The organism is Allostigmatella hybrida (genome assembly GCF_020103775.1).
Lineage (GTDB): Bacteria > Myxococcota > Myxococcia > Myxococcales > Myxococcaceae > Hyalangium > Hyalangium aurantiaca.
This window is the reverse complement of record NZ_JAHXBH010000015.1, coordinates 72,169-96,352: the sequence shown is the minus strand read 5'-3', so window position 1 is coordinate 96,352 and position 24,184 is coordinate 72,169. Positions and strand designations below refer to the sequence as shown.

General features: G+C 69.0%; 16 protein-coding genes. 7 read left to right on the top strand and 9 right to left on the bottom strand.

Translation table 11 applies throughout. The features are described 5' to 3' along the window. Nucleotides 1-89 precede the first annotated feature (89 nt). On the bottom strand, nucleotides 90-989 hold the full coding sequence (locus KY661_RS22230; RefSeq protein WP_225412126.1) for a DMT family transporter: 900 nt from the start codon (nucleotides 987-989) through the stop codon (nucleotides 90-92). 164 nt (nucleotides 990-1,153) lie between these two features. On the opposite strand from KY661_RS22230, the gene uvrA reads away from it, so the two are divergent. After that, on the top strand, nucleotides 1,154-4,087 hold the full coding sequence (uvrA, locus tag KY661_RS22225) for an excinuclease ABC subunit UvrA (RefSeq protein ID WP_225412125.1): 2,934 nt from the start codon (nucleotides 1,154-1,156) through the stop codon (nucleotides 4,085-4,087). A 98-nt stretch (nucleotides 4,088-4,185) separates the two neighbouring features. Further along, nucleotides 4,186-4,776, top strand: a complete 591-nt coding sequence (locus KY661_RS22220) for a M15 family metallopeptidase (protein ID WP_225412124.1) — start codon at nucleotides 4,186-4,188, stop codon at nucleotides 4,774-4,776. A 79-nt stretch (nucleotides 4,777-4,855) separates the two neighbouring features. On the opposite strand, the gene KY661_RS22215 is transcribed toward KY661_RS22220, so the two are convergent. Together KY661_RS22215 and KY661_RS22210 are read right to left on the bottom strand one after the other, a co-directional pair. After that, nucleotides 4,856-5,554 (bottom strand): hypothetical protein, encoded by a 699-nt coding sequence (locus KY661_RS22215; RefSeq protein WP_225412123.1) that lies wholly within the window; start codon nucleotides 5,552-5,554, stop codon nucleotides 4,856-4,858. Next, a complete protein-coding gene (locus tag KY661_RS22210; RefSeq protein WP_225412122.1) occupies nucleotides 5,555-7,081 on the bottom strand; it encodes an SH3 domain-containing protein in 1,527 nt (508 codons plus the stop codon). It abuts the gene before it with no gap. A 309-nt stretch (nucleotides 7,082-7,390) separates the two neighbouring features. On the opposite strand from KY661_RS22210, the gene KY661_RS22205 reads away from it, so the two are divergent. Together KY661_RS22205 and KY661_RS22200 are read left to right on the top strand one after the other, a co-directional pair. After that, nucleotides 7,391-8,845: a POT family MFS transporter gene (locus KY661_RS22205; RefSeq protein WP_225412121.1), complete on the top strand. Its 1,455-nt coding sequence runs from the start codon at nucleotides 7,391-7,393 to the stop codon at nucleotides 8,843-8,845. Nucleotides 8,846-8,922: 77 nt separating this feature from the next. Beyond that, nucleotides 8,923-10,935, top strand: a complete 2,013-nt coding sequence (locus tag KY661_RS22200; RefSeq protein ID WP_225412120.1) for a peptide MFS transporter — start codon at nucleotides 8,923-8,925, stop codon at nucleotides 10,933-10,935. Nucleotides 10,936-10,956: 21 nt separating this feature from the next. Here the strand turns inward: KY661_RS22200 and KY661_RS22195 are convergent, their stop codons facing one another. The 3 genes from KY661_RS22195 to KY661_RS22185 all read right to left on the bottom strand — a co-directional run bounded on the left by KY661_RS22195 (nucleotide 10,957) and on the right by KY661_RS22185 (nucleotide 17,077). Continuing rightward, on the bottom strand, nucleotides 10,957-13,812 hold the full coding sequence (locus KY661_RS22195) for an ATP-binding protein (protein WP_225412119.1): 2,856 nt from the start codon (nucleotides 13,810-13,812) through the stop codon (nucleotides 10,957-10,959). Nucleotides 13,813-13,874: 62 nt separating this feature from the next. Continuing rightward, nucleotides 13,875-14,666, bottom strand: a complete 792-nt coding sequence (locus KY661_RS22190; RefSeq protein WP_225412118.1) for a methyltransferase domain-containing protein — start codon at nucleotides 14,664-14,666, stop codon at nucleotides 13,875-13,877. Then, nucleotides 14,663-17,077 carry a helix-turn-helix domain-containing protein gene (locus KY661_RS22185; protein ID WP_225412117.1) on the bottom strand — a complete coding sequence of 805 codons (2,415 nt, stop codon included), beginning with the start codon at nucleotides 17,075-17,077 and terminating at the stop codon, nucleotides 14,663-14,665. The genes KY661_RS22190 and KY661_RS22185 overlap by 4 nt, the downstream gene beginning before the upstream one ends. Nucleotides 17,078-17,414: 337 nt before the next feature. Here KY661_RS22185 and nadA point away from each other — a divergent pair, with 337 nt between their 5' ends. Together nadA and KY661_RS22175 are read left to right on the top strand one after the other, a co-directional pair. Continuing rightward, complete coding sequence (gene nadA / locus KY661_RS22180) at nucleotides 17,415-18,356, top strand: quinolinate synthase NadA (RefSeq protein WP_225412116.1); 942 nt, start codon at nucleotides 17,415-17,417, stop codon at nucleotides 18,354-18,356. A gap of 69 nt (nucleotides 18,357-18,425) precedes the next feature. Beyond that, the gene (locus KY661_RS22175) at nucleotides 18,426-19,040 is read left to right on the top strand and encodes a hypothetical protein (protein WP_225412115.1); all 615 of its coding nucleotides are present in this window, start codon (nucleotides 18,426-18,428) and stop codon (nucleotides 19,038-19,040) included. A 6-nt stretch (nucleotides 19,041-19,046) separates the two neighbouring features. Here the strand turns inward: KY661_RS22175 and KY661_RS22170 are convergent, their stop codons facing one another. Next, nucleotides 19,047-19,385 carry a metallothionein gene (locus KY661_RS22170; protein ID WP_225412114.1) on the bottom strand — a complete coding sequence of 113 codons (339 nt, stop codon included), beginning with the start codon at nucleotides 19,383-19,385 and terminating at the stop codon, nucleotides 19,047-19,049. Between the two features lie 150 nt (nucleotides 19,386-19,535). Here KY661_RS22170 and KY661_RS22165 point away from each other — a divergent pair, with 150 nt between their 5' ends. After that, the gene (locus KY661_RS22165) at nucleotides 19,536-20,723 is read left to right on the top strand and encodes a hypothetical protein (RefSeq protein WP_225412113.1); all 1,188 of its coding nucleotides are present in this window, start codon (nucleotides 19,536-19,538) and stop codon (nucleotides 20,721-20,723) included. Nucleotides 20,724-20,754: 31 nt separating this feature from the next. On the opposite strand, the gene KY661_RS22160 is transcribed toward KY661_RS22165, so the two are convergent. After that, a complete protein-coding gene (locus tag KY661_RS22160; protein WP_398577223.1) occupies nucleotides 20,755-21,456 on the bottom strand; it encodes a hypothetical protein in 702 nt (233 codons plus the stop codon). Between the two features lie 263 nt (nucleotides 21,457-21,719). Beyond that, entirely contained in the window at nucleotides 21,720-24,080 is a 2,361-nt protein-coding gene (locus tag KY661_RS22155; protein WP_225412181.1) for a serine/threonine-protein kinase, read from the bottom strand. Nucleotides 24,081-24,184 lie beyond the last annotated feature (104 nt).

Here is a 24,184-nt window from a genome sequence, read left to right as displayed (position 1 = left end):
GAAGCGAAGTCTCCACCCTTCCCCCACCCCTGAACTTTTTTCAGGACTGCCCACCCGGGGACAGGAGAAACCACGCTCCCCCGGGGCCGCTAGGGTTGCACGGCGGCGGGCGCCAGGAGCTTGCGCAAGAGCCCCGTGCCCCAGAGCACCCCCAGGATGCACAGGGCCGCGCCCAGCAGGGCCAGCGGCGCCACGGGCTCGGTGAGGAACACGGCGCCCAGGAGCCAGGAGAAGACGGGGGTGAGCTGCGAGCCCACGCCGCCCATGGCCGTGGTGACGTGACCCATGGCGTAGGTGAAGATCATCTGGGCCACCGCCGAGGACAGCCCCACAGCCAGCAGCAGCCCCACCGTGTCCGCCGCGAGGGGCCGCCAGTCGGCCAGGGCGAACGGAAGGCCGAACAGCAGGCCGAAGCAGCAGAAGGACAGGAAGACGGTGGCCGGATCCGTGTCGTTGCGCAGGGCACGCAGGGCGACCACGGCGGCGCCGCTGAAGACGGCCGAGAACATGCCCGCCCACGCCCCCAGCCCGAAGGACAGGCTGGAGGTCACCATCGACGTGCCCCAGATGACGAGCCCCGCGCCCACCGTCGTCAACACGAGCCCGCCCAGGAGCGGGCCGCTCACCTGCTCTTTGAGGAAGTAGTAACCCAGGATGGCGCCGTAGATGGGCCAGCAGGCGTTGAGCAGCACCGCGGGCCCCACCGCCACCAGGTCAATGCAGACGAAGTAGAGGTAGACCGAGATGCCGCCGAAGATGCCCCGCAGGGACCAGAGCAGCGGCCGGCCGAAGCGAGGCCGGTGGCCCATCGCCGGGTAGTAGAGCGCCAGGAAGACGAGCCCCACGGCGAACCGGCCGCAGACCACCTGCCCCACCGACAGCCGCCCCGAGAGCATCCGGGCGAACAGGGCCATGAGCGCGAAGAGAAAGCTGGAAAACATGAGCAGCGGCAGGCCGCGCCAGCGCTCGGGGACCGAAAAGCCCTTCATGGAGTGCGGCCCACCGTAGCCCAAGCCCTGGCGGCCCCCAAGGACGCCTGCCCTCCGGGCCGCTGGGGATTCCGGTTGCAACGCCAAGCGTTCAGGACCATCCAACGGCTTCCTACCCAATAAACCGGGTCACCGGAACACCTTTTCAGTATAGACCAGCCCCTATGTCCGAGCCCGACATCATCACCATCCGCGGTGCCCAGGAGCACAACCTCAAGAACGTCACGCTGGAGATCCCGAAGAAGAAGCTCGTGGTCTTCACCGGCGTGTCCGGCTCCGGAAAGAGCTCGCTCGCCTTCGACACCCTCTACGCGGAGGGCCAGCGCCGCTACGTGGAGAGCCTCTCGGCCTATGCCCGGCAGTTCCTCGGACAGATGGAGAAGCCCAAGTACGACACGCTGAGGGGCCTGTCGCCCACCATCTCCATCGAGCAGAAGGCGGCCAGCAACAACCCCCGCTCCACCGTGGGTACGGTGACGGAGGTGCATGACTACCTGCGCGTGCTCTACGCCTCCATCGGCGTCCAGCACTGCCCCCAGTGCGGGCGCAAGGTGGGCAAGCAGAGCGCGCAGCAGATCATCGACGAGATCCTCAAGTCCCCCGCGGGCACCAAGGTGCAAATCCTCGCGCCGCTCGTCACCAACCGGAAGGGCGAGCACAAGGACATCCTCACCGAGGCGCAGAAGCGCGGCTTCTCCCGGGCGCGCATCGACGGCAAGCTGAAGAGCCTGGAGGAGCGCGTGGAGCTGGACAAGAAGTCCAAGCACGACATCGCGCTCATCATCGACCGGCTCGTGCTCAAGCCGGAGGTGCGCACGCGCCTGACCGACTCGGTGGAGACCGCGCTGCGCGAGGGCAAGGGCATCCTCATCGTCACCGACGAGAACGGCACCCTGTCCTCCGACCGCGTCATGAGCGAGCTGAACGCGTGCCACGCGTGCGGCCTGTCCTTCGGCGAGCTGACCCCGGCGGCCTTCTCCTTCAACAACCCGCTGGGCATGTGCACCGACTGCAACGGCCTGGGCACCAAGGCGGAGATGGATCCGGACCGGATCGTCCCGGACCCCACGCGCACCGTGCGCGACGGGGCCATCGAGCCGTGGGCCAGCGGCATGAACAAGGGCGAGGGCTGGACGGCGGAGTTCGTCGAGAGCCTGGCCGAGGCGTTCAAGATTCCCCTGGATGTGCCCTACGCGAAGATCGGCCAGAAGGAAAAAGACATCCTGATGTACGGCTCGGACGGCAAGGCGTTCACCGTCAAGTGGGGCGAGGGCGGCCGCTACAAGATGGAGTGGGAGGGCCTGGTCAACAAGCTCATGCGCAGCTTCAAGACGACCACCTCCGAGGCGATGCGCACCTACTACCAGAAGTTCTTCAGCGACAAGCCCTGCCCCACGTGCAAGGGCGATCGCCTGAAGCCCGAGAGCCGCGCCGTGAAGGTCCACGGCAGCTCCCTGGTGGAGCTGAGCAAGCGGACCATCTCGGACTCCCTGAGCTTCCTGGGCGGCATGGGGCTCACGGAGAACGAGCAGAAGATCGCCGCGGAGCTGCTCAAGGAGATCCGCAGCCGCCTGTCCTTCCTGGTGGACGTGGGCCTGGGCTACCTCACGCTGGACCGCACCGCCTCCACCCTGTCCGGCGGCGAGAGCCAGCGCATCCGCCTGGCCTCGCAGATGGGCAGCGAGCTGACGGGCGTCATCTACATCCTGGATGAGCCCTCCATCGGCCTGCACCAGCGCGACAACGGCAAGCTCCTGGCCACGCTCAAGCGGCTGCGGGACTTGGGCAACTCCGTCATCGTCGTGGAGCACGACGAGGAGACGATGGAGGAGGCGGACTGGATCGTCGACTTCGGCCCGGGCGCAGGCGAGCTGGGCGGCCAGGTGGTGGCCCAGGGCACCCCCAAGCAGGTGATGGCGGACGAGGGGAGCCTCACGGGCGCGTACCTCTCCGGGCGCAAGGAGATCGAAATCCCCGAGCAGCGGCGCAAGCCCGGCAAGCAGCAGCTGCTCATCCGCGGGGCGCGCGAGAACAACCTGAAGGACGTGGACGTGGAGATTCCCCTCGGGGTGCTGGTGTCCATCACCGGCGTGTCCGGGGCGGGCAAGTCCACGCTCATCAACGAGATCCTCTACCCGGCGCTGGCGCGGCACCTCTACGAGAGCCGCGAGGTGCCCGGGCGGCACAAGTCCATCCAGGGCATGGAGCACCTGGACAAGGTCATCGACATCGATCAGCGGCCCATCGGCCGCACGCCGCGCAGCAACCCGGCCACGTACACGAAGGTGTTCGACGCCGTGCGCGAGGTGTTCGCGCTCACCCAGGAGGCGCGCACGTTCGGGTACACCCCGGGCCGCTTCTCCTTCAACATCAAGGGCGGGCGCTGCGAGGCGTGCGAGGGCGACGGCGTGAAGCTCGTGGAGATGCACTTCCTGGCGGACGTGTACGTGCCGTGCGAGGTGTGCCAGGGCAAGCGCTTCAACGAGGCCACGCTCCGGGTGCGCTACAAGGGCAAGAACATCGCCGAGGTGCTCGACATGAGCGTGCGCGAGGCGATGCAGCACTTCGGGGCCCACAAGGACATCATGCGCGTGCTCCAGACGCTGGAGGACGTGGGGCTGGGCTACATCCGCCTGGGGCAGAGCTCGCCCACGCTGTCGGGCGGCGAGGCCCAGCGCATCAAGCTGGCGCGGGAGCTGGCGCGCGTGTCCACCGGCCGCACGCTCTACATCCTGGATGAGCCCACCACCGGCCTGCACTTCGAGGACATCCGCAAGCTGCTGCTGGTGCTCAACCGCCTGGTGGAGGCGGGCAACTCGGTGCTCTGCATCGAGCACAACCTGGATGTCATCAAGAGCTCCGACTGGGTCATCGACCTGGGCCCCGAGGGCGGCTCGGGCGGCGGCCGGGTGCTCGCCGTGGGCACCCCCGAGGCCGTGTCCCAGGTGCAGGAGAGCCACACCGGCCGCTACCTCGCCCACGTCCTGAAGAAGGCCCGCCGCCAGCGCGTGGGTCAACGGGTGGACACTTCCCCGGCGCTCGCCCCGCCGCCGCCGGCGGAGGCTCCGAGCGGACGCCGGGCGTCGATGGCCACCTGAGGGCAGGCAGCCAGGCAAGCGCCTGCCAGGCCGCCACTTGGCGATTGGGAATAGATGCACAAGAGGCATGTCCTGGTCTTCCCGTGTCAGGACTCACGATGCCGCCCTCGCTGCGCCCCTGGAGCCTCGTGCTCCTCCCGCTGTTGCTGGCCGCCCCCGTGGCATCAGCGGAGGAGGAGGCTCGCCGTCAGGCCGCCCAGGCGGTGCGCCCGCCGCGCACGCCGAAGCGTTCCGGTCCTCTGAAGGCGCTGGTGCCCATCCCCGGCGGCGAGCGCCTGCGCAAGGACGCAGCCCTGGCCTTCCAGAAGATGCACGACGAGGCCTCCGCGGAGGGCATCTGGCTGTGGGCCGTCAGCGGCCACCGCTCGCGCGCGGAGCAGCGCTACCTCTACCGCCTCTACCGCAAGGGCCTGGGGCCTCGCGCCGCCCGCCCCGGACGCTCTAACCATCAGCGGGGCACGGCGGTGGATGTGTCGGTGGGCGGGGTCTCCTCCCCGGTCTACGGGTGGCTGTCGGCCAACGCGTGCCGCTTCGGCTTCCGGCGCACGGTGCGCTCGGAGCCGTGGCACTGGGAGTACCGCCCCAAGAGCACGCCCCTGCCCAAGCCCGGCCATGCGTGCGCCGACCGCTACGTCACCCCGCCCCTGCCCCCGGCCCCACCCGAGGTGGCCACGCCCAGCCCCAGCTAGTTGACGGACAGCGGCGGCAACATCTCCCCTCCCGTCACGTGCATCAGGGACAGGGCAATCCGTCGCGGTCCCAAGCGGCTCAATGGCTCTCCGCTTCAAGCCGCCTCAGCAGCAGGCGCAGTTCGTCCAGGGTGAACTGATGCGCCCCAGGGGCCTCGCCTCGGGTGTCTCTCAGGGCGAACGAGAATCCCCGCGCGTGACTCAGCCCCCTTCGCACCTCTCGGAAGTTGCCGGGGGACAGGGGGAGGGAGAACAGGACCGGGCTCTTCGAGGCGATTGCGTCGAGGTCGCGTGCGTCCAGCTCAAGCTCGTTCGGCTCGCGGATGATGCGCCAGCCATCCTCAAGTGACGGACAGATCTCTACCTGTGTCCACGCTGGCGGTGGCGCGCCCGCTTCATCCATCCGCGCGCTCACCCACGCCGGGTCATCATCCTCATCGGCCGCTACCCGCACGAGCGCCCACTCGATTCCCGCCTGCGCGAGCGACTCGCGCCAAGCCCCCGGTACCTCCGTGCCCCACGGCACCTGCACCACCTGTGCGCCCATCTGCTTCGCCGCCCTAGACTCCAGCGCGACAGCCCCACCGAGAGGCTCCACGCACAGCCTCGCCCGCTTGAGGACTGCGGCGATCGCGTGCGCGCCATCGCTGCCAATGACCCTGCCCGCCGTGCGCGCGCCCACCACGACGCCGATCAGGTCTACCCCTAGCAGTTCGAGTTGTGCCGCCTCCTCGGGCGAAGCAACCCCCTGCACATGAATGACACACCCGCCCTTCATCTATTCCCCACCGGGCTTCCTGGCATCATCGACCTCCTGAAGGACATTCTGCGCTGCAGCATTCGCGGTGGCCGCCTGCAGCATCCACCCCTGGAGGCCCGTATCCATGTAGATGATGGTCGCCTTCTCTCCCAAGGTGGGGACGTAGGTCGCGCGATCGACGACCTTGATGGTCCCCTTGGACGAGGAGGAGATCTTGTAATAGGAGCCGCCATGCCGACCGCCCCCCGGGTGGACCTGGATATTCTGGATGTCGAACCTCTTGATCTGGATCTGCTTCGAGAGCTTCGAGCCCTTGGTCGACGGCGCGATGTCGGCCTTGTAGCCCGCCTTGCGGAAGACATCGGCGATCTGGTCCGGACTCTTCCCCCAGAGGGACTTCGGCTTGAACAAGAGCTGGCCGATCCACTTCTCCGCATCCGCTGCGGTTTCTGCGATCGCCGCGCCCTTGCCGAGTAGCACGGTGGCCTTCTGGAAGGACGTGCTCGCCTTGACCGCCTCAACGAGCTTCTTCACCCGCGGCAGGCTCGTGATGAGCTTGGTGATCTTGGACGCCTTGCCCACCCACTTGATGCCCTGGACGACGCCCCCCGAGAAGAAGAGCATCAGCGCTTCCATGATGACGTAGCCGATCACCCAGCCGCGGAAGTGCCACCGGCGCAGCAGTTCGGGGGCGTTCCACTTCGCTGAGAAGCGGTCGAGCCAGCCCTGCACGAGCGCGTTCCAATCGAGCTTGCTCAGATCACTCCACAACCTGAAAGCATCTGCCAGGAGGTTCCCCGTGAGCAGGCTGGCCAGGATGTCCCAGATCATTACCGCCAGGTCCTTGAACCCGACCAACACGTCCCAGAGGGATTCGAGCACGCCGTGGATCACCCCCGCAGTGAAAGCCGAGGCCCCGAGGGTGAAGTCGACGGCCGACTGGGCGATCGTTTTCGCCGCCTCCCAGGCTTCGTATGAGATCGACTCGGACCCGGCTTTGCCGCGCAGCGACTTCAAGAAGGCGAGGCTAGGGATCCAGATCATGGTGCCTTCAAGCACCTGCGTAGTGTCCCAGTCATCGCGAGGGTCCGGCTTGTAGATGCCGCGCCGCCCCTCTCCCTGGTTGGAGTAGACAAGGCCGTTCACGTAGAAACGGTGATCGCTCCCCCACTTCGCTTGGCCACCGTAGTACCGGTGAGAGAGTAACAGCGCTGACTCGCCATGTTTGATCCAATGGATCTTCGCTTGAGGCTCAGGCAGATCCATGTCTAGGTGCGTGGCGACGCAGTAGCCAAACACACCCCCGTCGGTCGTAACGAAGTACCAGCCGTCATCGATGGAGTCGACAAAAACGCGGGTGTTGAAAGCCAGATGCTTCACCACACGCGCATTGGGCGAGGGCTTCTCTCGCAGGTTGATGCCCTCTGGCTTGTACGCAATACCAAGCTTCCGAACTTGCTCCTTCCGGGAGAAGCGCTTGACCCCTGGGTCACTGCCACTCGTCCCGGAAGAAGGAGACCCGAATCGAAGCTTCTGGTCTGACATCGAAACCTCAGTGGCCGTCAACAGAGGGAGAATTGAGCACGGACTCCTCCACAAAGCGACAGTGAACGTGCAAACTCCTGAATACTGCACGGACACTCACAACGGCCCTGGGCGGCTTTCCCCCTCGGGAATGGCCTTCCGGATACCGGCGAGCCTCGGAGGAGCAGTTCCCTTGCAACGGTGGCCCGATATGACCGGGTAGTATTAGGGCGCGCCCCGAGATAACCGATTGTCTCGGCCCGGCCCCGTGGGGTAGGCACGAAGCGCCATTTTCCCTGGCGCTCCCCCCTTCCGCCGAGATGCCCGCGCATGGCCGAGTCCGTCCCCGCGAAGAGCAGCCGCTTCCCGCCGCAAATCCCCTACATCATCGGCAACGAGGCCTGTGAGCGCTTCAGCTTCTACGGGATGCGGAACATCCTCACGGTGTTCCTCATCGACTACCTGCTGGTGAACGCGAACCCGGACCCGGCGGCCCGGGAGGCGATGGCCAAGTCGCACTTCCACCTGTTCATGTCCGGGGTCTACTTCTTCCCGCTGTTCGGCGGGTACCTGGCGGACCGGTTCCTGGGCAAGTACCGCGTCATCCTCTGGCTGAGCCTGCTGTACTGCGTGGGCCACGCGTGTCTGGCCATTTTCGAGAACAGCCCCGCGGGCTTCTACACGGGCCTGTTCCTCATCGCCCTGGGCTCGGGCGGCATCAAACCGTGCGTGTCCGCCATGGTGGGCGACCAGTTCACCGAGGAGAACAAGCACCTGGTGAAGAAGGTCTTCGCCATCTTCTACTGGACCATCAACTTCGGCTCGTTCTTCGCCTCGCTCTTCATCCCCCTGGCCCTCAAGCACCTGGGGCCCGCGGTGGCCTTCGGCATCCCCGGCATCCTCATGTTCCTGGCCACCGCCATCTACTGGCTGGGCCGCCGCCACTACGTCGTCGTGCCGCCCACCGGGCACAACCCGCACTCGTTCCTGCGCATCCTCTTCTCGGCCCTGGGCAACCGCCAGCACCGCCCCGCCGGGGGCGACTGGCTGTCGGGCGCCCGGAAGGCGCACCCCGAGGAGGCCATCGAGGGCGTGCGGGCCGTGTTCCGCATCAACCTGCTGCTCATGCCCACCGTGCCCTTCTTCTGGATGCTCTTCGACCAGAAGGCCTCCACCTGGGTGGTGCAGGCGCGCGGCATGGATCCCCAGGTGGGCTCGTTCACCTTCCAGCCCAGCCAGATGCAGTTCATCAACCCCGCGCTGGTGATGATCCTCATCCCCGTGCTGGCGGGCGTCATCTACCCGGCGCTCCAGAAGACCCGCTTCGAGCTCACCCCGCTGCGCCGCATGCCGCTGGGGCTCATCATCGGCGCGTTCTCCTACATCATCGCGGGCTACTACCAGGTGCTCATCGAGGGGGGCTCCAGGCTGAACATCGCCTGGCAAATCCTCCCGTACATCGTGCTCACGCTGGCGGAAATCCTGGTGTCCACCACGGGCCTGGAGTTCGCCTACACCCAGGCCCCCCGCGAGATGAAGGGCGTGGTGCAGAGCCTGTGGCTGGTCAACACCACCCTGGCCAACATCGCGGTGGCCATCGCCTCCTCGCTCAACATCTTCCAGGGCTCGGGCCAGTTCTTCTTCTACTCGGGCCTGGCCATCCTGGCCGGGGTGGGCATGGCCCTCATGGCGCGCAAATACAAGGTCCGGGACTACTACCAGCAGGCCGCCCCCATCCCCGTGGGGGAGCATGCCGCACCGGGTCTGAACGCCAAGGGCCCCTGAGGGCCCGCACGCAGAGCGTGTCTGGTGGGGGGGGCGCTTGACAAAGGTGTGACCTGATCGGTTCGATCCTGAACTGAATGTCCACATCCACTGCCCAGCAGCTCCCCCTCGAACCGCCCTCCTCCGATGGCGCCGCCCCCGCGGCCCCCAAGGGACACCCCAAAGGGTTGTATGTCCTCTTCGCCACTGAGATGTGGGAGCGCTTCAGCTATTACGGCATGCGCGCCCTGCTCGTGCTGTACCTGCTGAACTACCTGCAGTTCCAGCCGGCGGACTCCTCCTCCGTGTTCAAGTGGTACACGAGCCTCGTGTACCTCACGCCCCTGCTGGGCGGGTTCCTGGCGGACCGGTACCTGGGGCTGCGCGCCTCCATCATCATGGGCGCGGTGCTGATGGCCATTGGCCACTTCCTCATGGCCTTCGAGCCGCTGCCCCTCTTCTACGCGGCGCTCGCCTTCCTCATCGCCGGCAACGGCTTCTTCAAGCCCAACATCTCCACCCTGGTGGGCAAGCTCTACAAGCAGGGCGATGCGCGCCGGGATGGTGCCTTCACCATCTTCTACATGGGCATCAACATCGGCGCCTTCCTGTCGCCCCTCATCTGCGGCTGGCTGCGCCGGAACATGGGCCCCACCCCGGGCATGGGCTACCACTGGGGCTTCGCCGCGGCCGGCGTGGGCATGGTGCTCAGCCTCATCATCTTCCTCGTGGGCCAGAAGCAGGTGCTCCGGGACGTGGCCGCCGCGGGCAACCTGGATGAAATCGCCCCCAAGAAGAAGGACGCCACCGTGGCCCAGGCGGCGGCCGAGGAGCCGGACGAGCAGGTGCCCAGCACCGGCGGCTTCGGCGGCCTCATCGCCAAGGTGTTCCCCTGGCTGCTGTTCGCCCTGGCGGTGGTGGTGCCCGTGCGCTTCATCACCCAGGCGGTGGCGGGCCATGAGCCCTGGACGAACGTCATCATGCCCACGGTCTTCTCGGCCATTGGCGCGTGGATGGGCTGGACGCTGCTCACCATCAAGAACGCCGCCCGGGACAAGAGCACCGTCATCTTCGTGCTCTTCACCTTCGTGGTGCTCTTCTGGATGGCCTTCGAGCAGGCCGGCAACGCGCTCAACATCTGGGCCGCCTACAACACGGCGACGCTCGACTTCGGCCTCTTCGCCGTGGAGGGCGAGGACTACCAGGCGGCCAACGCCCTGTTCATCGTCGCCTTCGCCCCGCTGTTCGCGATGATGTGGACGGGGCTGGCCCGGCGCGGCCTGGAGATCTCCACCGCGGCGAAGATGCTGGCGGCCATGGTGCTCATCACCGCCTCCTTCGGCGCGATGGTGGCCGGCGCGGCGGCCGAGAACGCCACCGTCACCCGGGTGCCCCTGGCGTCCCTGCCCCCGGGCGTCCAGCTGGAGACGCTCAACGCGGGCCGGTTCGGCTATGAGCCCGGCACCCAGGAGCTCACCGTGCGCGGCGTGCTGGCGCCCTTCGCCGTCACCAACGCCCTGCGCCCCACGGTGGACAAGACGTACATGGGCCAGGTGGAGGCCCTGGAGGCGGCCGCGAGGAACGCCTCCCCGGAGCGCCCCACCACCTTCCAGTTCACGGACCTGCCGCAGGGCTACACGTTCCCGCTGCAGGGCGGCGCCGTGTCCGCATGGGATGCCTCGTCGCGCACGGTGACGATGGTGGCGGGGCTGTCCCCCCTGACCAAAGCCCAGCTCGTGGGCGCGGGCGCCCCTCCCGCGTGGCGCGAGGCCATCACCTCGCTGGCCGAGAAGAGCAAGGCGGCCCAGGTGAGCGGCTTCTGGCTGCTGCTGAGCTACCTGCTGGCCACCTTCGGCGAGCTGTGCCTGTCGCCCGTGGGCCTCTCCATGGTGACGAAGCTGGCGCCGACGCGCTTCGCCTCGCTCTTCATGGGCGTGTGGCTGCTGAGCAACGCGGTCGCCCAGTACGTGGGCGGCAGCCTCGGCGAGAAGTGGGGCGAGATTGTCCCCACCAGCTACTTCGCCATCTTCGTCTACTCGTCGCTGGTGGGCGCGGTGGTGCTGCTCATCCTCCAGGCGCCCCTCAAGCGGCTCATGCACAGCGTGCGGTAGCGCGGTACCGCCCGGCCGCCGTCACCCGTTGGCGGCGCCGGGCCCCGGAGGCAAGCGCGGCGAGGCGCCCGGCCCGCCGCGGTGCTGGAGGTGCTCCACCCCCTGCACCGGCAGCCGCACCTCGCACCGGGTGCCCTGGCCCCACTCGCTGGTGAGGTGGATGAGCCCGCCGTGGCGCAGAACGATTCGCCGGCAGAGCGCCAGGCCCAGGCCCGTGCCCTCCCCGGCCGCCCGGGTGGAGAAGAACGGCTGGAAGAGGCGCTCCATGTCCTCCGGCTTGATGCCCGTGCCGGTGTCGGTGATGGACACCACCGCCGTGGCCCCGTCGTGCTCGGTGGAGATCTTCACCTGGCCCTTGGTTCCCACCGCGCGCACGGCGTTGTCCAGCAGGTTCACCCACACCTGGTTGAGCGAGCCCGGGTCCCCGGTGATGGGCACGTCGCACTGGTAGTCGCGCACCACCACCACGTCCGGGGGAATCTTCCACGCCAGCACGCTCAGGGTGGAGTCCAGCGAGGCGCCCAGGTTCACCGGCACCAGCCGGTCGCTGGTGCGCACGAAGGACAGCAGGGACTCGGCCAGGTGGCGGATGCGCGTGCCGCACTCCTCCATCACATCCAGCATGGCGCGCGTGGTGTCCGGGTCCACCTGAGAGCCCAGGATGCTCTCGCGCAGGGGCAACATGGCGTTCATCAGCCCGTTGAGCGGGTTGCGCACCTCGTGGGCGAAGCCGGAGGTGAGCAGGCCCGTGGCCGCCAGCCGCTCGTTCTCCGCCGCGCGCACCGCGGCGTCCCGCAGGCGCAGCTGGGCCTCGATGCGCGCCAGCAGCTCCCGGGGCGAGAACGGCTTGCCGATGTAGTCGTTCGCGCCGGTGCCCAGCCCCTCCACCTTCTCGGCCACCTCCTGCCGGGCGGTGAGGAGGATGACGGGGATGTCCGCCGTCTCCTGGCGCTCGCGCAGCGCGGCGAGCATCTGCAGGCCCGACATCACCGGCATCATCACGTCCGAGACGATGAGGTCCGGAATCGTCTGGAGGGCGCGCTGGCGGCCCTCCTCGCCGTTGACGGCCTCCAGCACGCGGTAGCTCGTGCGGAGCACGCTGACGACGAAGTCGCGGATCTCCGGCTCGTCCTCCACCACCAGGATGCGCGGCGCGTTGGACGGCGCCAGCTCCTCGGGCACGGAGGAGGGCTCCACGGCGGCCCCGCCCGGACGCAGGGAGGGCAGGGCCGGCAGGGTGCGGCGATCCCTCCGGGTTGGCATGTCGATGGCGCGCCGGTCCCGCAGGTCCTCGCGGATGTGCGCCGTGCCCTTGGGCAGCTGGACGCGGAAGGTGGCGCCCTTGCCCACCTCGCTCGACACCTCGATGTCGCCGGAGTGCAGGTCCACCGTCTCCTTCACCAGCGCCAGCCCGATGCCCGTGCCCCCGAAGCGGCGCGTGCCGGTGGAGTCCGCCTGGGCGAAGCGGTCGAAGATGACGGGAATGTCATGGGGGGCGATGCCGGGGCCCGTGTCCTCCACCTCCACGAACACGTGGGCCGAGTCCTCGGACACCCGCACCCGCACGGCGCCCTGCTGGGTGAACTTCAGGGCGTTGGAGACGAGGTTCTGGAACACCACCTCGATGCGCTCCACGTCCCCGTGGATGGCGCCCACCGGGCCGCCTTCCAGGGTGAGCGACAGCCCCTTCTTCTCCGCCATGACGCGGAAGGGCGGCAGCAGGGAGGACAGCAGGCCGTGCAGCTCCACCGCCTGGTAACGCAGGCGCAGCTTGCCCGCCTCCATCTGCGCCAGGTCCAACAGGTTGTTGATGAGCTTGAGCAGGCGGTGCGCACTGCGCTCCATCGTCATCAGGTGCTGGCGCATGGCGTCCGGGTAGGCGGACGGGTCGCGCTGGAGCAGCGACTCGAGCGACAGCAGGATGAGCGTGAGCGGCGTGCGCAGCTCGTGGCTCACGTTGTCGAAGAACTCGCTCTTGAGCCGGATGAGCTCCTTCTGGGTGTCGAGCGCCGTGGCCAGCTTGGAGTTGGCCTCCGTCAGCTCCTGGGTGCGCGCCGCGACGCGGTCTTCCAAGGCCAGGTTGCTGCGGTACACCTCGTCATAGCGCCGCTCGAGGTCCGTCAGCGACTGCATGAGCCCCTCGTTCTGCGCGGCGAGGTACTCGTCCTTGCGCCGCACTTCCTGGCGCGCGTCCATCCACGCCCCGAAGAAGGCGGCCCCCAGCGCCACGGAGGGCACCAGCACCGGCAGCGGCCCCAGGTTCAGCAGGCCCATGCCCGTGCCCACCGCCACGCCCATGAGCATGCCGGCGCCCAGGCGCCAGCCGCGCACGGGCTCGTGCCACGTCAGCTCGTAGCGGCAGCAGTCGGCGCCCCGTGCCTGGCACTGCAGCTCCACCATCTGCGCGGGCGGCAAGTCCCAGATGGTGGGCACCGAGGCGAACTGCGCCATCCGCCCCTCGCACAGGTTGCGGTTCCGCTCGGTGCGGCGGCTCAGGTACGAGAGCACCATGTGGTTGCTCGACGAGGCCTCGATGGTGAACTTGCCCACCCGGTTGAGCGTGGGCACCACCTCGATGAACTTCGCGTACACGGCCTTCACCGAGCCGAAGATGCGCAGGGCGTGGTACAGAAAGCCCATGGCGTCCGGCGTGACGAAGAGCCGGCCCGCCTTGCGCGAGAAGTGCGGGTCCCCCGACTCGGCCACGAGCGCGTCGATGAGCTGCTCGGTGAAGTCGAAGGAGATGAAGTTCGTCAGCGTGCTGACGTACTCCAGCGACAGGCCCAGCTGGTACTTGCTCCACAGCTGGCGCAGGCGCTCCTCGCCGTACTCTCGCCGGAAGTACAGCAGCAGCACGGAGACCGCGCGGACGCTCAAGTCGGGAGCATCATCCGATGGCCTCACCCCTTCCGAGGGCGAGGGGGGCAACACGGTCTCCGTCAACGCTTCTGTCCCTCCGTGATCAAAAGAACAGAATACTTCAAAGCATCTGGGTCCGACAGCAGACGCAGATAGCCCTCACAGAAGGCCTGGTAGGCGGCCGCTCCGCCATAGGCGGGCGCCAGCGCGGGCTCCAGCGTCTCGAAGCGCTGCCGCCAGTCGCTCAGCAGCCGGGCATCCGCCGCCCCCGCCACCATCCACAGGGGCGCCAGGTGCACGCGCACCTCCTGCAGCCCGGCCTGCCGGAACAGGTGGAACAGCTTGCGGCCGATGTGCAGGTCCACCCCCGCGTCCTTCACCGCCCGGTGGAAGGTCCGCATCCCCTCTTCCAGCTCCGGCGGGCAGGGCCAGTTCAGGTGCCCCAGCCCATCCACGTCCGCCACCACCACGCGCCCCCCGGGCTTGGCCACCCGGAGGAACTCGGCGAGCGCCCGCTCCGGGTCCGGCAGGTACTCCAGCACGTACTGGCACCAGACGTAGTCAAAGGTGTCCCCCGGGAGATCCGTCGAGCGGATGTCCGCCTGGAGGAAGTGGCACTGGGAGAGCGCGGCACAGGTGGCGCGGGCCTCGGCGAGCCGTGGGGCGTGGAGGTCCACCCCCGTCACCTTGCCGGTGGGCCCCACCAGCTCCGCCAGGATGGAAGTCACCACGCCCGGGCCACACCCCGCGTCCAGCACCCGCATGCCCGGCTGCAACCCGGTGGACAGCAGGTGGGGCCGCACGGGAAGCGCCCGCGCCTGCTCGATGAGCCTCCGGGCCTCGGCCTCCGACTCCATCAAATAGCTGCTCAATCCGTCCGCTCCTCGTCCTGTCCCAGCACCCGGGGAGACCGGGCCCGGAGCCGCTCGAAGACGGCGGCCATGAGCATGTGCCAGGTGCGCGCCGTGCTCCGGTGGAAGGTCCACTTGGCCACGCGGCAGCTCCACTGGAACCCCATGGCCACCAGCCCCTCCACCTCGTCGTCCTGGACCAGGGCCAGCGCGGAGCGTTTGCCCTGCTGCCGGTAGTGCTCCACGCAGTGGGCCGCGAGCGCCTCGCGCGCCTCGGCGGCCCGGGGGTGGTGCGCCTCGGGCACGACAAAGGAGAAGGCCGACGTCATCTCCGCCCAGCTCAGCCCCGGCGTGGCCTCTTCCGCCAGGGCCAGGGCGAGCGGCGCGTTCTCCCCTTCCACCACGAAGAGGGAGCGGCCCCGGTGGATGCCGTGCGGGGCGTAGCGCGCGGCGAGCGTGGGCATCCGCGCCTCGGGGGCCAGCAGGTCATCGGCCATCAGCCGCACGACTTCCCCGCGCTCGCGCAGGTGGCCCTCCAGCCACTTCAGGTCCGCCGGCGTCGCGGGCCGCACCGTGGGCAGGCCGCGCCGCGTGCGCAGGGGCTGGGTGAGGGGCACCCGCGTGTAGTTCATCGTCTGGAGCTCGGTGAGCCCCTCGATGTGCATGGTGCGGGCAATCCACCCGAAGACGCGGTCGGGCCACTTGTTCTGCAAGCGCCAGAAGATGCGCATGTAGTGCACATCCTCCAGCGCCTCGGCGTAGTCCACGTTGAGGGCGGGCAGCTCGCGGGAGATGTTCTCGCCCCGGCGCACCGTGGGCATCACCATCAGGTGCTGCACCATCCACGTGCGCGAGTGCGTGCGCACCCCGGACACGTGGCCTAGGAGCTGGTCGCCCTCGCAGTACAGGAAGGTGCGGAAGAGCCCCTCGGGCACGCCCGCCAGCTTGCGGTGCGTGTCCTCCAGCGTGGCCAGGTGGGGCCCCTCCTCGAAGGGGTAGTCCGGGTGGAAGAGGTGCACGGCCCGGGCCAGCTCCCACACGTTCTGGAACGGCTCCGTGCGGCCATCGCGCACCTGGGGGCAGCGCGCCTGGACGAAGGCGTCCATCACCACCTGGCGCGCCTCGGGCTGCACGTTGAGCAGGCGCATGCCGCAGCGGAAGGGCCGGGCCATGCCGCCCACCGCGTGGCTGAGCAGCGGGGAGCTGTCGCGCACCTCCGCGCTGCACGGGGCCCGGGTGCCATCCGGCAGCACCAGGGTGAAATTGTCGATGATGAGCCCCACGGGCAGCACGTCCCGGGCCGCGTCGTAGGCGAACGACAGGCCCAGCGGGTGCAGGTCCATCACCGGGTACTCCATGCGCTCGCCCGTCAGCGGCGACACGTAGGCGACCGAGAAGGTCTGATCCTCCCCGGCCGTGAAGCGCATGCTGCTGCGCCGGTGGTACATGGACAGGCTGCGCGGCATCGACAGGATGAAGCCGTCGGCCTCGGAGCGCACCACCGCGGCCCAGCCGTGGTAGCTCTTGCCGCTCAGGTCGAAGACGAGCTGGACGACGTCTCCCACCGCCACGGTCCAGCGCAGCGGCAGCGCGCAGCGCAGCACGGCGGGCCCCTCGGCCGTCTCCTCGATGAGCGAGGCCTGCAGCTCCTCCCGGCGGCGCACCCCCTGCACCAGCGTGCACTGGAGCGTGCTGCTGCGCCGCAGCGCGCGCCGCAGCACCGCCATCACCCGCACCATGTCGTTGAGCGTGGCCAGCTCCACGTGGCCGATGCCGGTGCCCGTGCGCTCCAGCTGGATGCCCACGCGGAACCAGGCATCCCCCGGGGCGCGCTCCAGCCCCAGGTGCCGCACGAAGCCGTTGGTGCGCAGCATCACCTGCCCGGCGCGCTCCAGGCGCAAGTCGAAGATGCGCGTGCCCGGCGGCAGCTGCTCGATGGGCGCGTCCACGGGCAGCTTCAGCAGCACGCCCTCGTTGCCCACGTTCAAGCACTGGGCGCGCAGCGGCTGGCCCTCCACCAGGAAGACGGCCTCCAGCCCCAGGGTGGGCACGCGCACGGAGGCGCGCTGGCGCATCAGCTCGCGCAGGCTGCGCGCCATCTCCTCCACCGGCACGGTGGGGTCCACCGTGTGGAACTCATGCCCCTCGGCCGCCACGTCCACCAGCTCGCGCAGCTCCTGCGACTGGGACTGGGGACAGAGGAACACCCGCATGGCCGCGGGCGCCAGCCGGTCCAGGTCCCGGATGAAGCGGCGGGCCTCCACCACGTCCGCCAGCACCACGTCCGGCACCCGTTCGGCCAGGGTGCGCGCCGCGTCATCCCGCGACGACACCGCGATGATTTTCCGGGGGGCCAACGCGGACACCAGCCCAGCCCGTAACACCGGATCCGGGTGGACGATCAACACCGACTGCTCGTGCGAGACCATCAACACCTACCTCCGAGCCACGCGCCTATGGGATGCGCCATGGCACCATGGAGGGAACCGCTTCCCATCACCATGCGCGCCAGGGAGCACCCGGCTTGCCGTCAACGGCACGACCCAGGGGGCGAAGCCAGCAAAGCAAAACCGTAACCGCTTTCGAGGCTGAAAAGAAGGAGGCCCCTCCGGTTTCACCCCTCACCGGAAAGAACCCTGCCCCCTTAGCCGTTCTGATCAGGATGAAGCTTTCCTGTTTCCCCGGAAGAGCGGTGAAGTGTTGCAGCCGTCCTTCCGGGGCTGGCCCCCAGCGGGAGGCCCAGTTAAATCCCTCCCTGACGGAGGATGGATGAGCCTCGAAGCGGACACCGACGTGGACCTTGAGTCGAAGATCAACGCGCTGAAGAAGTCTCTCAACGCGGTTGTCCTGGCACACTATTACCAGGAGAGTGAAATCCAGGATGTAGCGGACTTCGTGGGAGACAGTCTTGCCCTGGCACAGGCGGCGGCGAAGACGGACGCGGACGTCATCGTCTTCTGCGGTGTGCACTTCATGGCGGAGACGGCGAAGATTCTGAACCCCGCAAAGCAGGTGTTGCTGCCTGACCTGAAGGCGGGCTGCTCCCTGTCGGACCGGTGCCCGCCCGCGGCCTTCCAAGCGTTCAAAGCCAAACATCCGGATGCGTTCGTGGTGAGCTACGTGAACAGCTCCGCGGCGGTGAAGGCGATGAGCGACGTCATCTGCACGTCCTCCAACGCGGTGAAGATCGTCAACCAGGTGCCCAAGGACCGGCAGATCCTCTTCGCGCCGGATCAACACCTGGGCAGGCACGTGATGAAGCAGACGGGCCGGGACATGGTGCTGTGGCCGGGCAGCTGCATCGTCCACGAAATCTTCAGCGAGAAGAAGCTCGTCCAGCTCAAGGTCGAGCATCCGGACGCCGAGGTGGTGGCCCACCCGGAATGCGAGCAGCCGGTGCTGCGGCACGCGGACTTCATCGGCTCCACCAAGGGCATCCTGGATTACGTGGTGGCCAGCCCGAAGCAGAAGTTCATCGTCGTGACGGAGGCCGGCATCCTCCACCAGATGAAGCTCAAGGCCCCGCAAAAGACTTATATCCCCGCCCCGCCCGACAACGGCTGCGCGTGCAACGAGTGCCCGTACATGCGGCTCAACACCCTGGAGAAGCTCTACCAGTGCATGCGGGACCGGACCCCGGAGCTGATCCTTCCCGAACACTTGCAGACCGCCGCCCGGGCCCCCTTGCAGCGCATGCTCGAGTGGTCCTGACGCACAGCGTCGGCGCAAGCTCCAAACACGCACCTTGCGCCGGAGGGGCGGGGGTGCGATGGATCCGGCGTGGGTTTCCGATTCCTTTCCGTCCCTGCTTTCCGTCTGGTCGATCATCCTCAGTCCCTGCCGGATGAAGACCGTCTCGAGCCGCAGCTCCCCCCCGTGCCGGAGGCCGTCGAGCGCGCGCTGGCCAGCGCCGAGTTCCGGGACATCCGCGCCCGGGACCGGCTGCGCTCGCTGCTCCAGAGCGACTTGCCGCCCCGGCTGGGCTCTCCGGGCGAGGGCTTTGGCCCCTCGGCCGTGTTCGCCCAGCCGCCGCACGACTTGCCCGCCCTGTTGCGCCTGGCCGACGAGCTGGAGCAGCTGGCCCGCCGCGAGGCCGGCGAGCGCGCGCTGGTGTGGAAGTGCGCCAGCTGCAACGCCCGCTACGCGGTGCCCGTGTCGCTGGTGCGGCCCGTGTCCATCCTCTGCGAGCGCTGCGGCACGCCCGTGGAGCTGAGCGCCCCGCACAGCCTGGGCGAGGAGTCGCTCATTGATCCGTTCCTGGGCGTGGTGAACACCTGCCGCCGGGAGCTGGCCGTCTTCTTCCGCGAGGCAATGGCGCGCGGCTGGCCCGTGCTGGTCTCCGAGGGCGAGCGGCCCGGCGCCGCGGCGGCGGGTGGCGATTCGGTCCGGCAGTAACGCCGGTCAGATGAAGATGCCGGCGGACGCGTCACGGCGCGCGTCCTCCAGCTTCAGCCCCGTGTCCTGATCTCGCAGCGCATCCATCACGTGGCGGCGGCCCCCCTTGCACCGGGCGCACTCACACGCGCCCTTCTTGCAGGTGCAGTCCGCCTTGCTGCCGCACTGGCACTTGGCGCTCAGCAGCTCGTCCACCTCCTGGAGTGGCTGGACCTTCCCGGGCTTCGCCTCGGAAGGCTCCGGAACGGCCTTCGCGTGGCCCTCGCAGGCGTGTCCCACGCCCGGGGCGAACAGCACGCCACCCGTCAGCCCCAGGACCGCCATCGCCATGCCCATGCGCTTCATGCGTCTCCTCCCAACAAGCCACGGGCCCCGCCAGCACACTCCCGGCCCGTGAAGCGCCTATACCCCAGCCCTTCCCGGCTGCCAAGGTGACTGTCTTACTTCCGCCCACCCCTGGCCCCTCCTTATATAGGGAGAGTAGAAGGCGCTTCCATGCCGACCCCCGCCGAGCCCCGCGCCCTGTTCGAGGCGCTCCGAACCGGTGCCGCCCTGCCGGACTTTCCCGCCGAAGCCGTGACGCAGGCCCGAGCCCTGGCGCAGGACGTGGCGGGCGCCCCCGCCTCCGCCGTGGAAGCCCTGCCCGCCCCGCTCGTGGAGGCCTTGCTGGAGGGCTCGGTTCTGGCCGGGAGCCCCGCGCTGGCCGAGGCCCTGTCCCAGTCGGGCGTGAAGCCCGTGGCCAAGGCGGCGAAGAAGGCCCTCTACCGGCTGCGATCCCGGGGCATCGCCGTGGCCGAGGCCCCTCGCCCGCCCGCGGAGCCGCCCCGTGCGGCCGAGCCCCCCGAGCCCCTCCCCGCGCTCATCACCGGCATCACCGGCGAGGGCCAGCGCGCGCTGCTGCTCGGCCGGTACCTCCGGGGCGGCGGCATCGAATGCACGCAGGCCGTACTCTCGGATGAGCTGGGGGTGCTGGAGCTGTCGCTCGTGGACATCACCCGGGGCAGCTACCGCCGGCGCGTCAAGGAGACGCGCGACGAGGGGCTCGCGGTGGAGCTCTCCCAGGAGGAAGGCGCCGCGCGGCTCGCCGAGGCCGCGGCCCTCAACCTGCGCTCGCGCACGCCCTTCCCCACGGACTTGGAGCTCGCCCTGCGGCACCACGGCGTCCAGCCCGCCACCGCCGAGCCCACCGTGCCCGCCCCCGAGCCCGAGGATGTGCGCGGCGTGCTGGAGGGCCACACCCTGCACGAGACGCCGGAGATCTCCCAGTGGCTGCCCCCCGAGGAGGAGCTGCGCAAGGTGGTGCAGAAGGTGGATGAGATTGCCGCCAGCCCGCTCGCGCTCTCCGGCCCCCAGCGCGAGGAGCAGACCCTGCAGGCGGCGCGCGCCCTGGCGAGGGCCTTCTTCACCCCTGCGATGCGGCGGCTCTACGGCCTGCGGCTCTGGCGGATGGCGGACTTCTTCGAGCGCGGTGGCAGGGCCCAGGTGGCCCAGGTGGCCCGGGCCGAGGCCCGCCGGCTCTTCCATGGTCCCGAGGAGCCCTTCTCCCGCTTCGCGGAGCACCTCTTCGAGAAGCTGCTCCAGCTCGCGGGGCCGCAGATGGGCGCCCTGCCTCCCATGGAGGCCCCCCAGCCCCCGGCCCCCTCCCCCGGCAAGCGAAGCCCGGGGGGCCTCATCCTGCCGTGAGCGAGGGGGGGGTTGAACGCCGCGCGCCGCCTCAGTCCCCGATGCGGGCGCGCAGCAGCAGGTCCAGGTTCTCCAGCTCCCAGGCCTGGGCCCGCTTGAAGTCGTGGAAGCGCCGCTCGTGCTCCATGAACTCCGGCGGGTGGACGCACCGGCGCCCATCCTCGCCCCGGCGCGCCCGGTACACGTTGTGCAGCATCTCGTGGAAGACGATCCACTCGACGAAGTACCGGGGCACCACCGGCTGATCCAACGCGGGGTGGATGCGAATCACCTTCGAGTCCGCCGAGTAGGAGCCCATCTTGATGCTCTTGCGCGGGCCCTTCACCCGGGGCGCCGGCCCGTAGGTGATGGCCGCGCTGATCCGGCTCTCGAAGTACCGCTCGTTGAGCCGCTCGAAGATACGGCCGAGATCATGGTGGCGGCCCACCGGATCCAACCTCAGGCGTTTGCGCATCTGCGCCGGAGACACCCGCCGGATGTAGGCCTTGTTGCGCTCGATGAAGCGATCCAGGCGCAGGCTGGCCTCCGCGTCCCCTTCCCTCACGAACTCCGCCAGCGCCTGGAGCACATCGTCCGGCGCGGCGAGGAACATGTGGTGCAGCCGCAGCCGCCACAACGCGCGCTGCCGCTGGAACGTGAGCATCGTGTGCGTGTTGTCGTGGATCTCGATGGCCACTTTCGCGCGCAGCCGCGTGCGCAGCCGGCGCTCGAGAACGCGCCGCCACACCTTCACGAGCCGATTGGGTTCCGGCGCCAACGGTTGCTGCTGCCGGGCAAGCCGTGCGGCGGGGTAACTCCGCTTTCTCACTATGTTTTTCTGCTTCGTCTGGCGTGCCATGGTGTCGGGGCGGGATTCTAAGAGCCCCTCTGACACGTGTAAACGCAACTCTGGAAGCCAAAAACCTAGGGATTCCAACGACTTAAGGGCACTCAAGCGTACTCAGGCCCACTTGTCCGCCCCTAGGGGTGTGCGCCATATACCCCGCCAAGTGCCTGTTATTTTTGGCCTTTTCTGCAGGGGATGAGCAGCTCTATCGCTCCCCGGTCGTCCGGCTTGAGGATCTGCTTGAAGCTGCCCCGGGTCGGCTTCCGGGCGGAGGAGCAGGCGTACTTCACCTTGACTTGGCCGGCCGGCAAGGAGACGACCTTGTTGGGTTCAACCCGCTTGCCGTCGACCGAGATGACCACGGTGCGCGACGAGGTGGTGAACTTCACGGCCACCAGCTTCGCCGGGGCGTTCTTGCCGCCGGGCGTGGCGGCCTCCACCGCCGTGGGGGCCTGAGGAACCCCCGGGGCACTGTCCGCCACGAGGGGCGGCGGCTCCGGCGGCGGCTCCCCGGTGCCGGCCGGAGGACCTGAGGGGTTGTCTCCGGTGGCCGGGGCCTGCGCCGGGCCGGCGTTTGCCCCCGCGAGGCCCGTTCCCTCTTCCGGATCCGTCCCGGGCGGCGGCGCCTCGGGCCGGGCCGGGGGCGCCTGGACCGGGCCCCCCGTGCGCCGCAGCGGCACGGGCTGCAAGGAATCCTCGCCGAACGCATCCTCGGAGCTGGGGCTGGGGCTCAGGGCCCAGAAGAGACCTCCGGCGAACACGGCCAGCAGCGCCACCGCGGCCGCGGCGATCAGCAGGCCCCGGCCCCGCCTCGCGGGGGGCCCGGACACCGGCTCATACCCGCCGGTGGCCTCCTCCTCCTCGGACAGCATCTCGCCGGGCAACGACCGGGAGAGCTCGTCGTCGGACAGGTCCGAGTCCGTGGCCGCGGGGGCCTCGTCGTCCCAGGGCACCATCCGCGCGGACGGACGGGAGCCGCGCGGGGCGGGCGTGGGCTGCGTCTGGGAGAAGGACCGGGAGGACTCGTCGTCCGCCCCGGGCCGCAGCCGCTGGTTCACCGTGGGCTGCGTCAGGGAGATGGACTGCGAGTCCTCGTCATCGTCCTCCTCCTCGGCGAGCGGCCGGCGCGAGGGGGGGGCCGCGGGCCGGCGCGCGCGCGGCTCCGTGTTCGGCTCGATGGCCAGGGAGGGCCGGCGCGCGGACGGCACGGCGGCCATGCCCGGGCGGCTGGCGCGCCCGCGATCCGGCACGGTGAACTCGCCATCGTTGTTGGCGGACCAGGCCCGGAGGGGGTGCGTGCCCACCGCGGTCCGCTCGTCTTCCTCGTCCTCCTCGTCCGGCTCCTGGGGCCCGGCCGCCCGCTCCTCATAGGGGTCCAGGGTGTCGTCCGGCTCGCGATGCGCCTCGCCGTCCGCCGCCTCGTCCACCTCTTCGTCCACCGCTTCGTCCGCCTCGGCCTTGCTGGGCGCGGGGGGCGGCGGGGGGCGCGACATCTGCGTCGGCATCTCCGGCTCGGAGGCGTACGCCGGCGGGGCGGTCTTCTCGCCCAGGGGCTTGCGGTTGGGGCGCGCCGAGAGCCCCATGGGCATGGGCATGGTCGCGTCCTTGCGGCCCGCCGGGGCGGCGATGGGAATGTGCAGGACGGTGCGCTCTTCCTCCTCGCCCATGAGCCGGGCGATGTAGTCGGCCACGTCCGTGCTCTGCTTGAGGGTGCCCGAGGTGAGGAACGTCTCCAGGTCCTTCTGCACCTCCGAGGCGCGCTGGTAGCGCACGTTCCGGTCCTTCAGCAGGCAGCGCATGATGATGCGCGACAGCTCCGTGGGGTAGTCGTCCTTGATGAGGTGCGGGGGCGGCGGATCCTCGGAGCGGATGGCGAAGAGAATCCCTTCCGTGGTGGGCTTGGCGAAGGGGCTCTTACCGGTGGTGATTTCGTACAGCATGGTGCCGAGCGCGAAGATGTCCGCCCGGTGATCCAACTTGTCCTGGGCGACCTGCTCCGGCGACAGGTAGAGGAACTTGCCCTTGATGACGCCCGGCTTGCTGCGCTCGACGAAGGCGCCGGCCTTGGCGATGCCGAAGTCCACGAGCTTCACCCGCCCGTCATAGGCGAGCATCACGTTCTGGGGGCTCACGTCCCGGTGGATGAGCTGCAGCGGCCGGCCATCCACGCCGATGGAGTGGTGGGCGTAGTCGAGCCCCGAGGCCACCTGCGCGCAGACGGCCGCGGCGACGCCATAGGGCACGTTGGCGCCGAACTTCCCCTCCTCCTGCATGACACGCCGCAGGTCGATGCCCTCGACGAACTCCATCGCGATGAAGATGGTGTTCTCCAGCCGCCCCAGCTCCGACACCTGGACGATGTTCGGGTGGTGCAGCTGCGCCGCGATGCGCGCCTCGTCCAGGAACATCTGGACGAACTCCGGCTCCTCGGAGAGGTAGGGAAGGATGCGCTTGAGGACCACCAAGTCCGGCTTGGGCGGTTCCTGCGCGAGAAAGAGCTCCGCCATTCCCCCCACCGCGAGCCGCTTGATGAGGACGTACTTGCCAAAGGGGATGGCGGTCTGGGGAGAAGAGGAAGGAATGGTGGCCCCGCCGTAAAGAAGGTCCGGCCGTCTTGGACCTGCCAGGGAGCTTA

What these genes read in the sequence shown, in the direction of transcription:
- KY661_RS22165 (WP_225412113.1), top strand. Translation starts at nt 19,536, where the DNA reads ATGCCGACCCCCGCCGAGCCCCGCGCCCTGTTCGAGGCGCTCCGAACC.
- KY661_RS22215 (WP_225412123.1), bottom strand. Translation starts at nt 5,554, where the DNA reads ATGAAGGGCGGGTGTGTCATTCATGTGCAGGGGGTTGCTTCGCCCGAG.
- KY661_RS22205 (WP_225412121.1), top strand. Translation starts at nt 7,391, where the DNA reads ATGGCCGAGTCCGTCCCCGCGAAGAGCAGCCGCTTCCCGCCGCAAATC.
- KY661_RS22170 (WP_225412114.1), bottom strand. Translation starts at nt 19,385, where the DNA reads ATGAAGCGCATGGGCATGGCGATGGCGGTCCTGGGGCTGACGGGTGGC.
- KY661_RS22210 (WP_225412122.1), bottom strand. Translation starts at nt 7,081, where the DNA reads ATGTCAGACCAGAAGCTTCGATTCGGGTCTCCTTCTTCCGGGACGAGT.
- KY661_RS22200 (WP_225412120.1), top strand. Translation starts at nt 8,923, where the DNA reads ATGTCCACATCCACTGCCCAGCAGCTCCCCCTCGAACCGCCCTCCTCC.
- uvrA (WP_225412125.1), top strand. Translation starts at nt 1,154, where the DNA reads ATGTCCGAGCCCGACATCATCACCATCCGCGGTGCCCAGGAGCACAAC.
- KY661_RS22230 (WP_225412126.1), bottom strand. Translation starts at nt 989, where the DNA reads ATGAAGGGCTTTTCGGTCCCCGAGCGCTGGCGCGGCCTGCCGCTGCTC.
- KY661_RS22220 (WP_225412124.1), top strand. Translation starts at nt 4,186, where the DNA reads ATGCCGCCCTCGCTGCGCCCCTGGAGCCTCGTGCTCCTCCCGCTGTTG.
- nadA (WP_225412116.1), top strand. Translation starts at nt 17,415, where the DNA reads ATGAGCCTCGAAGCGGACACCGACGTGGACCTTGAGTCGAAGATCAAC.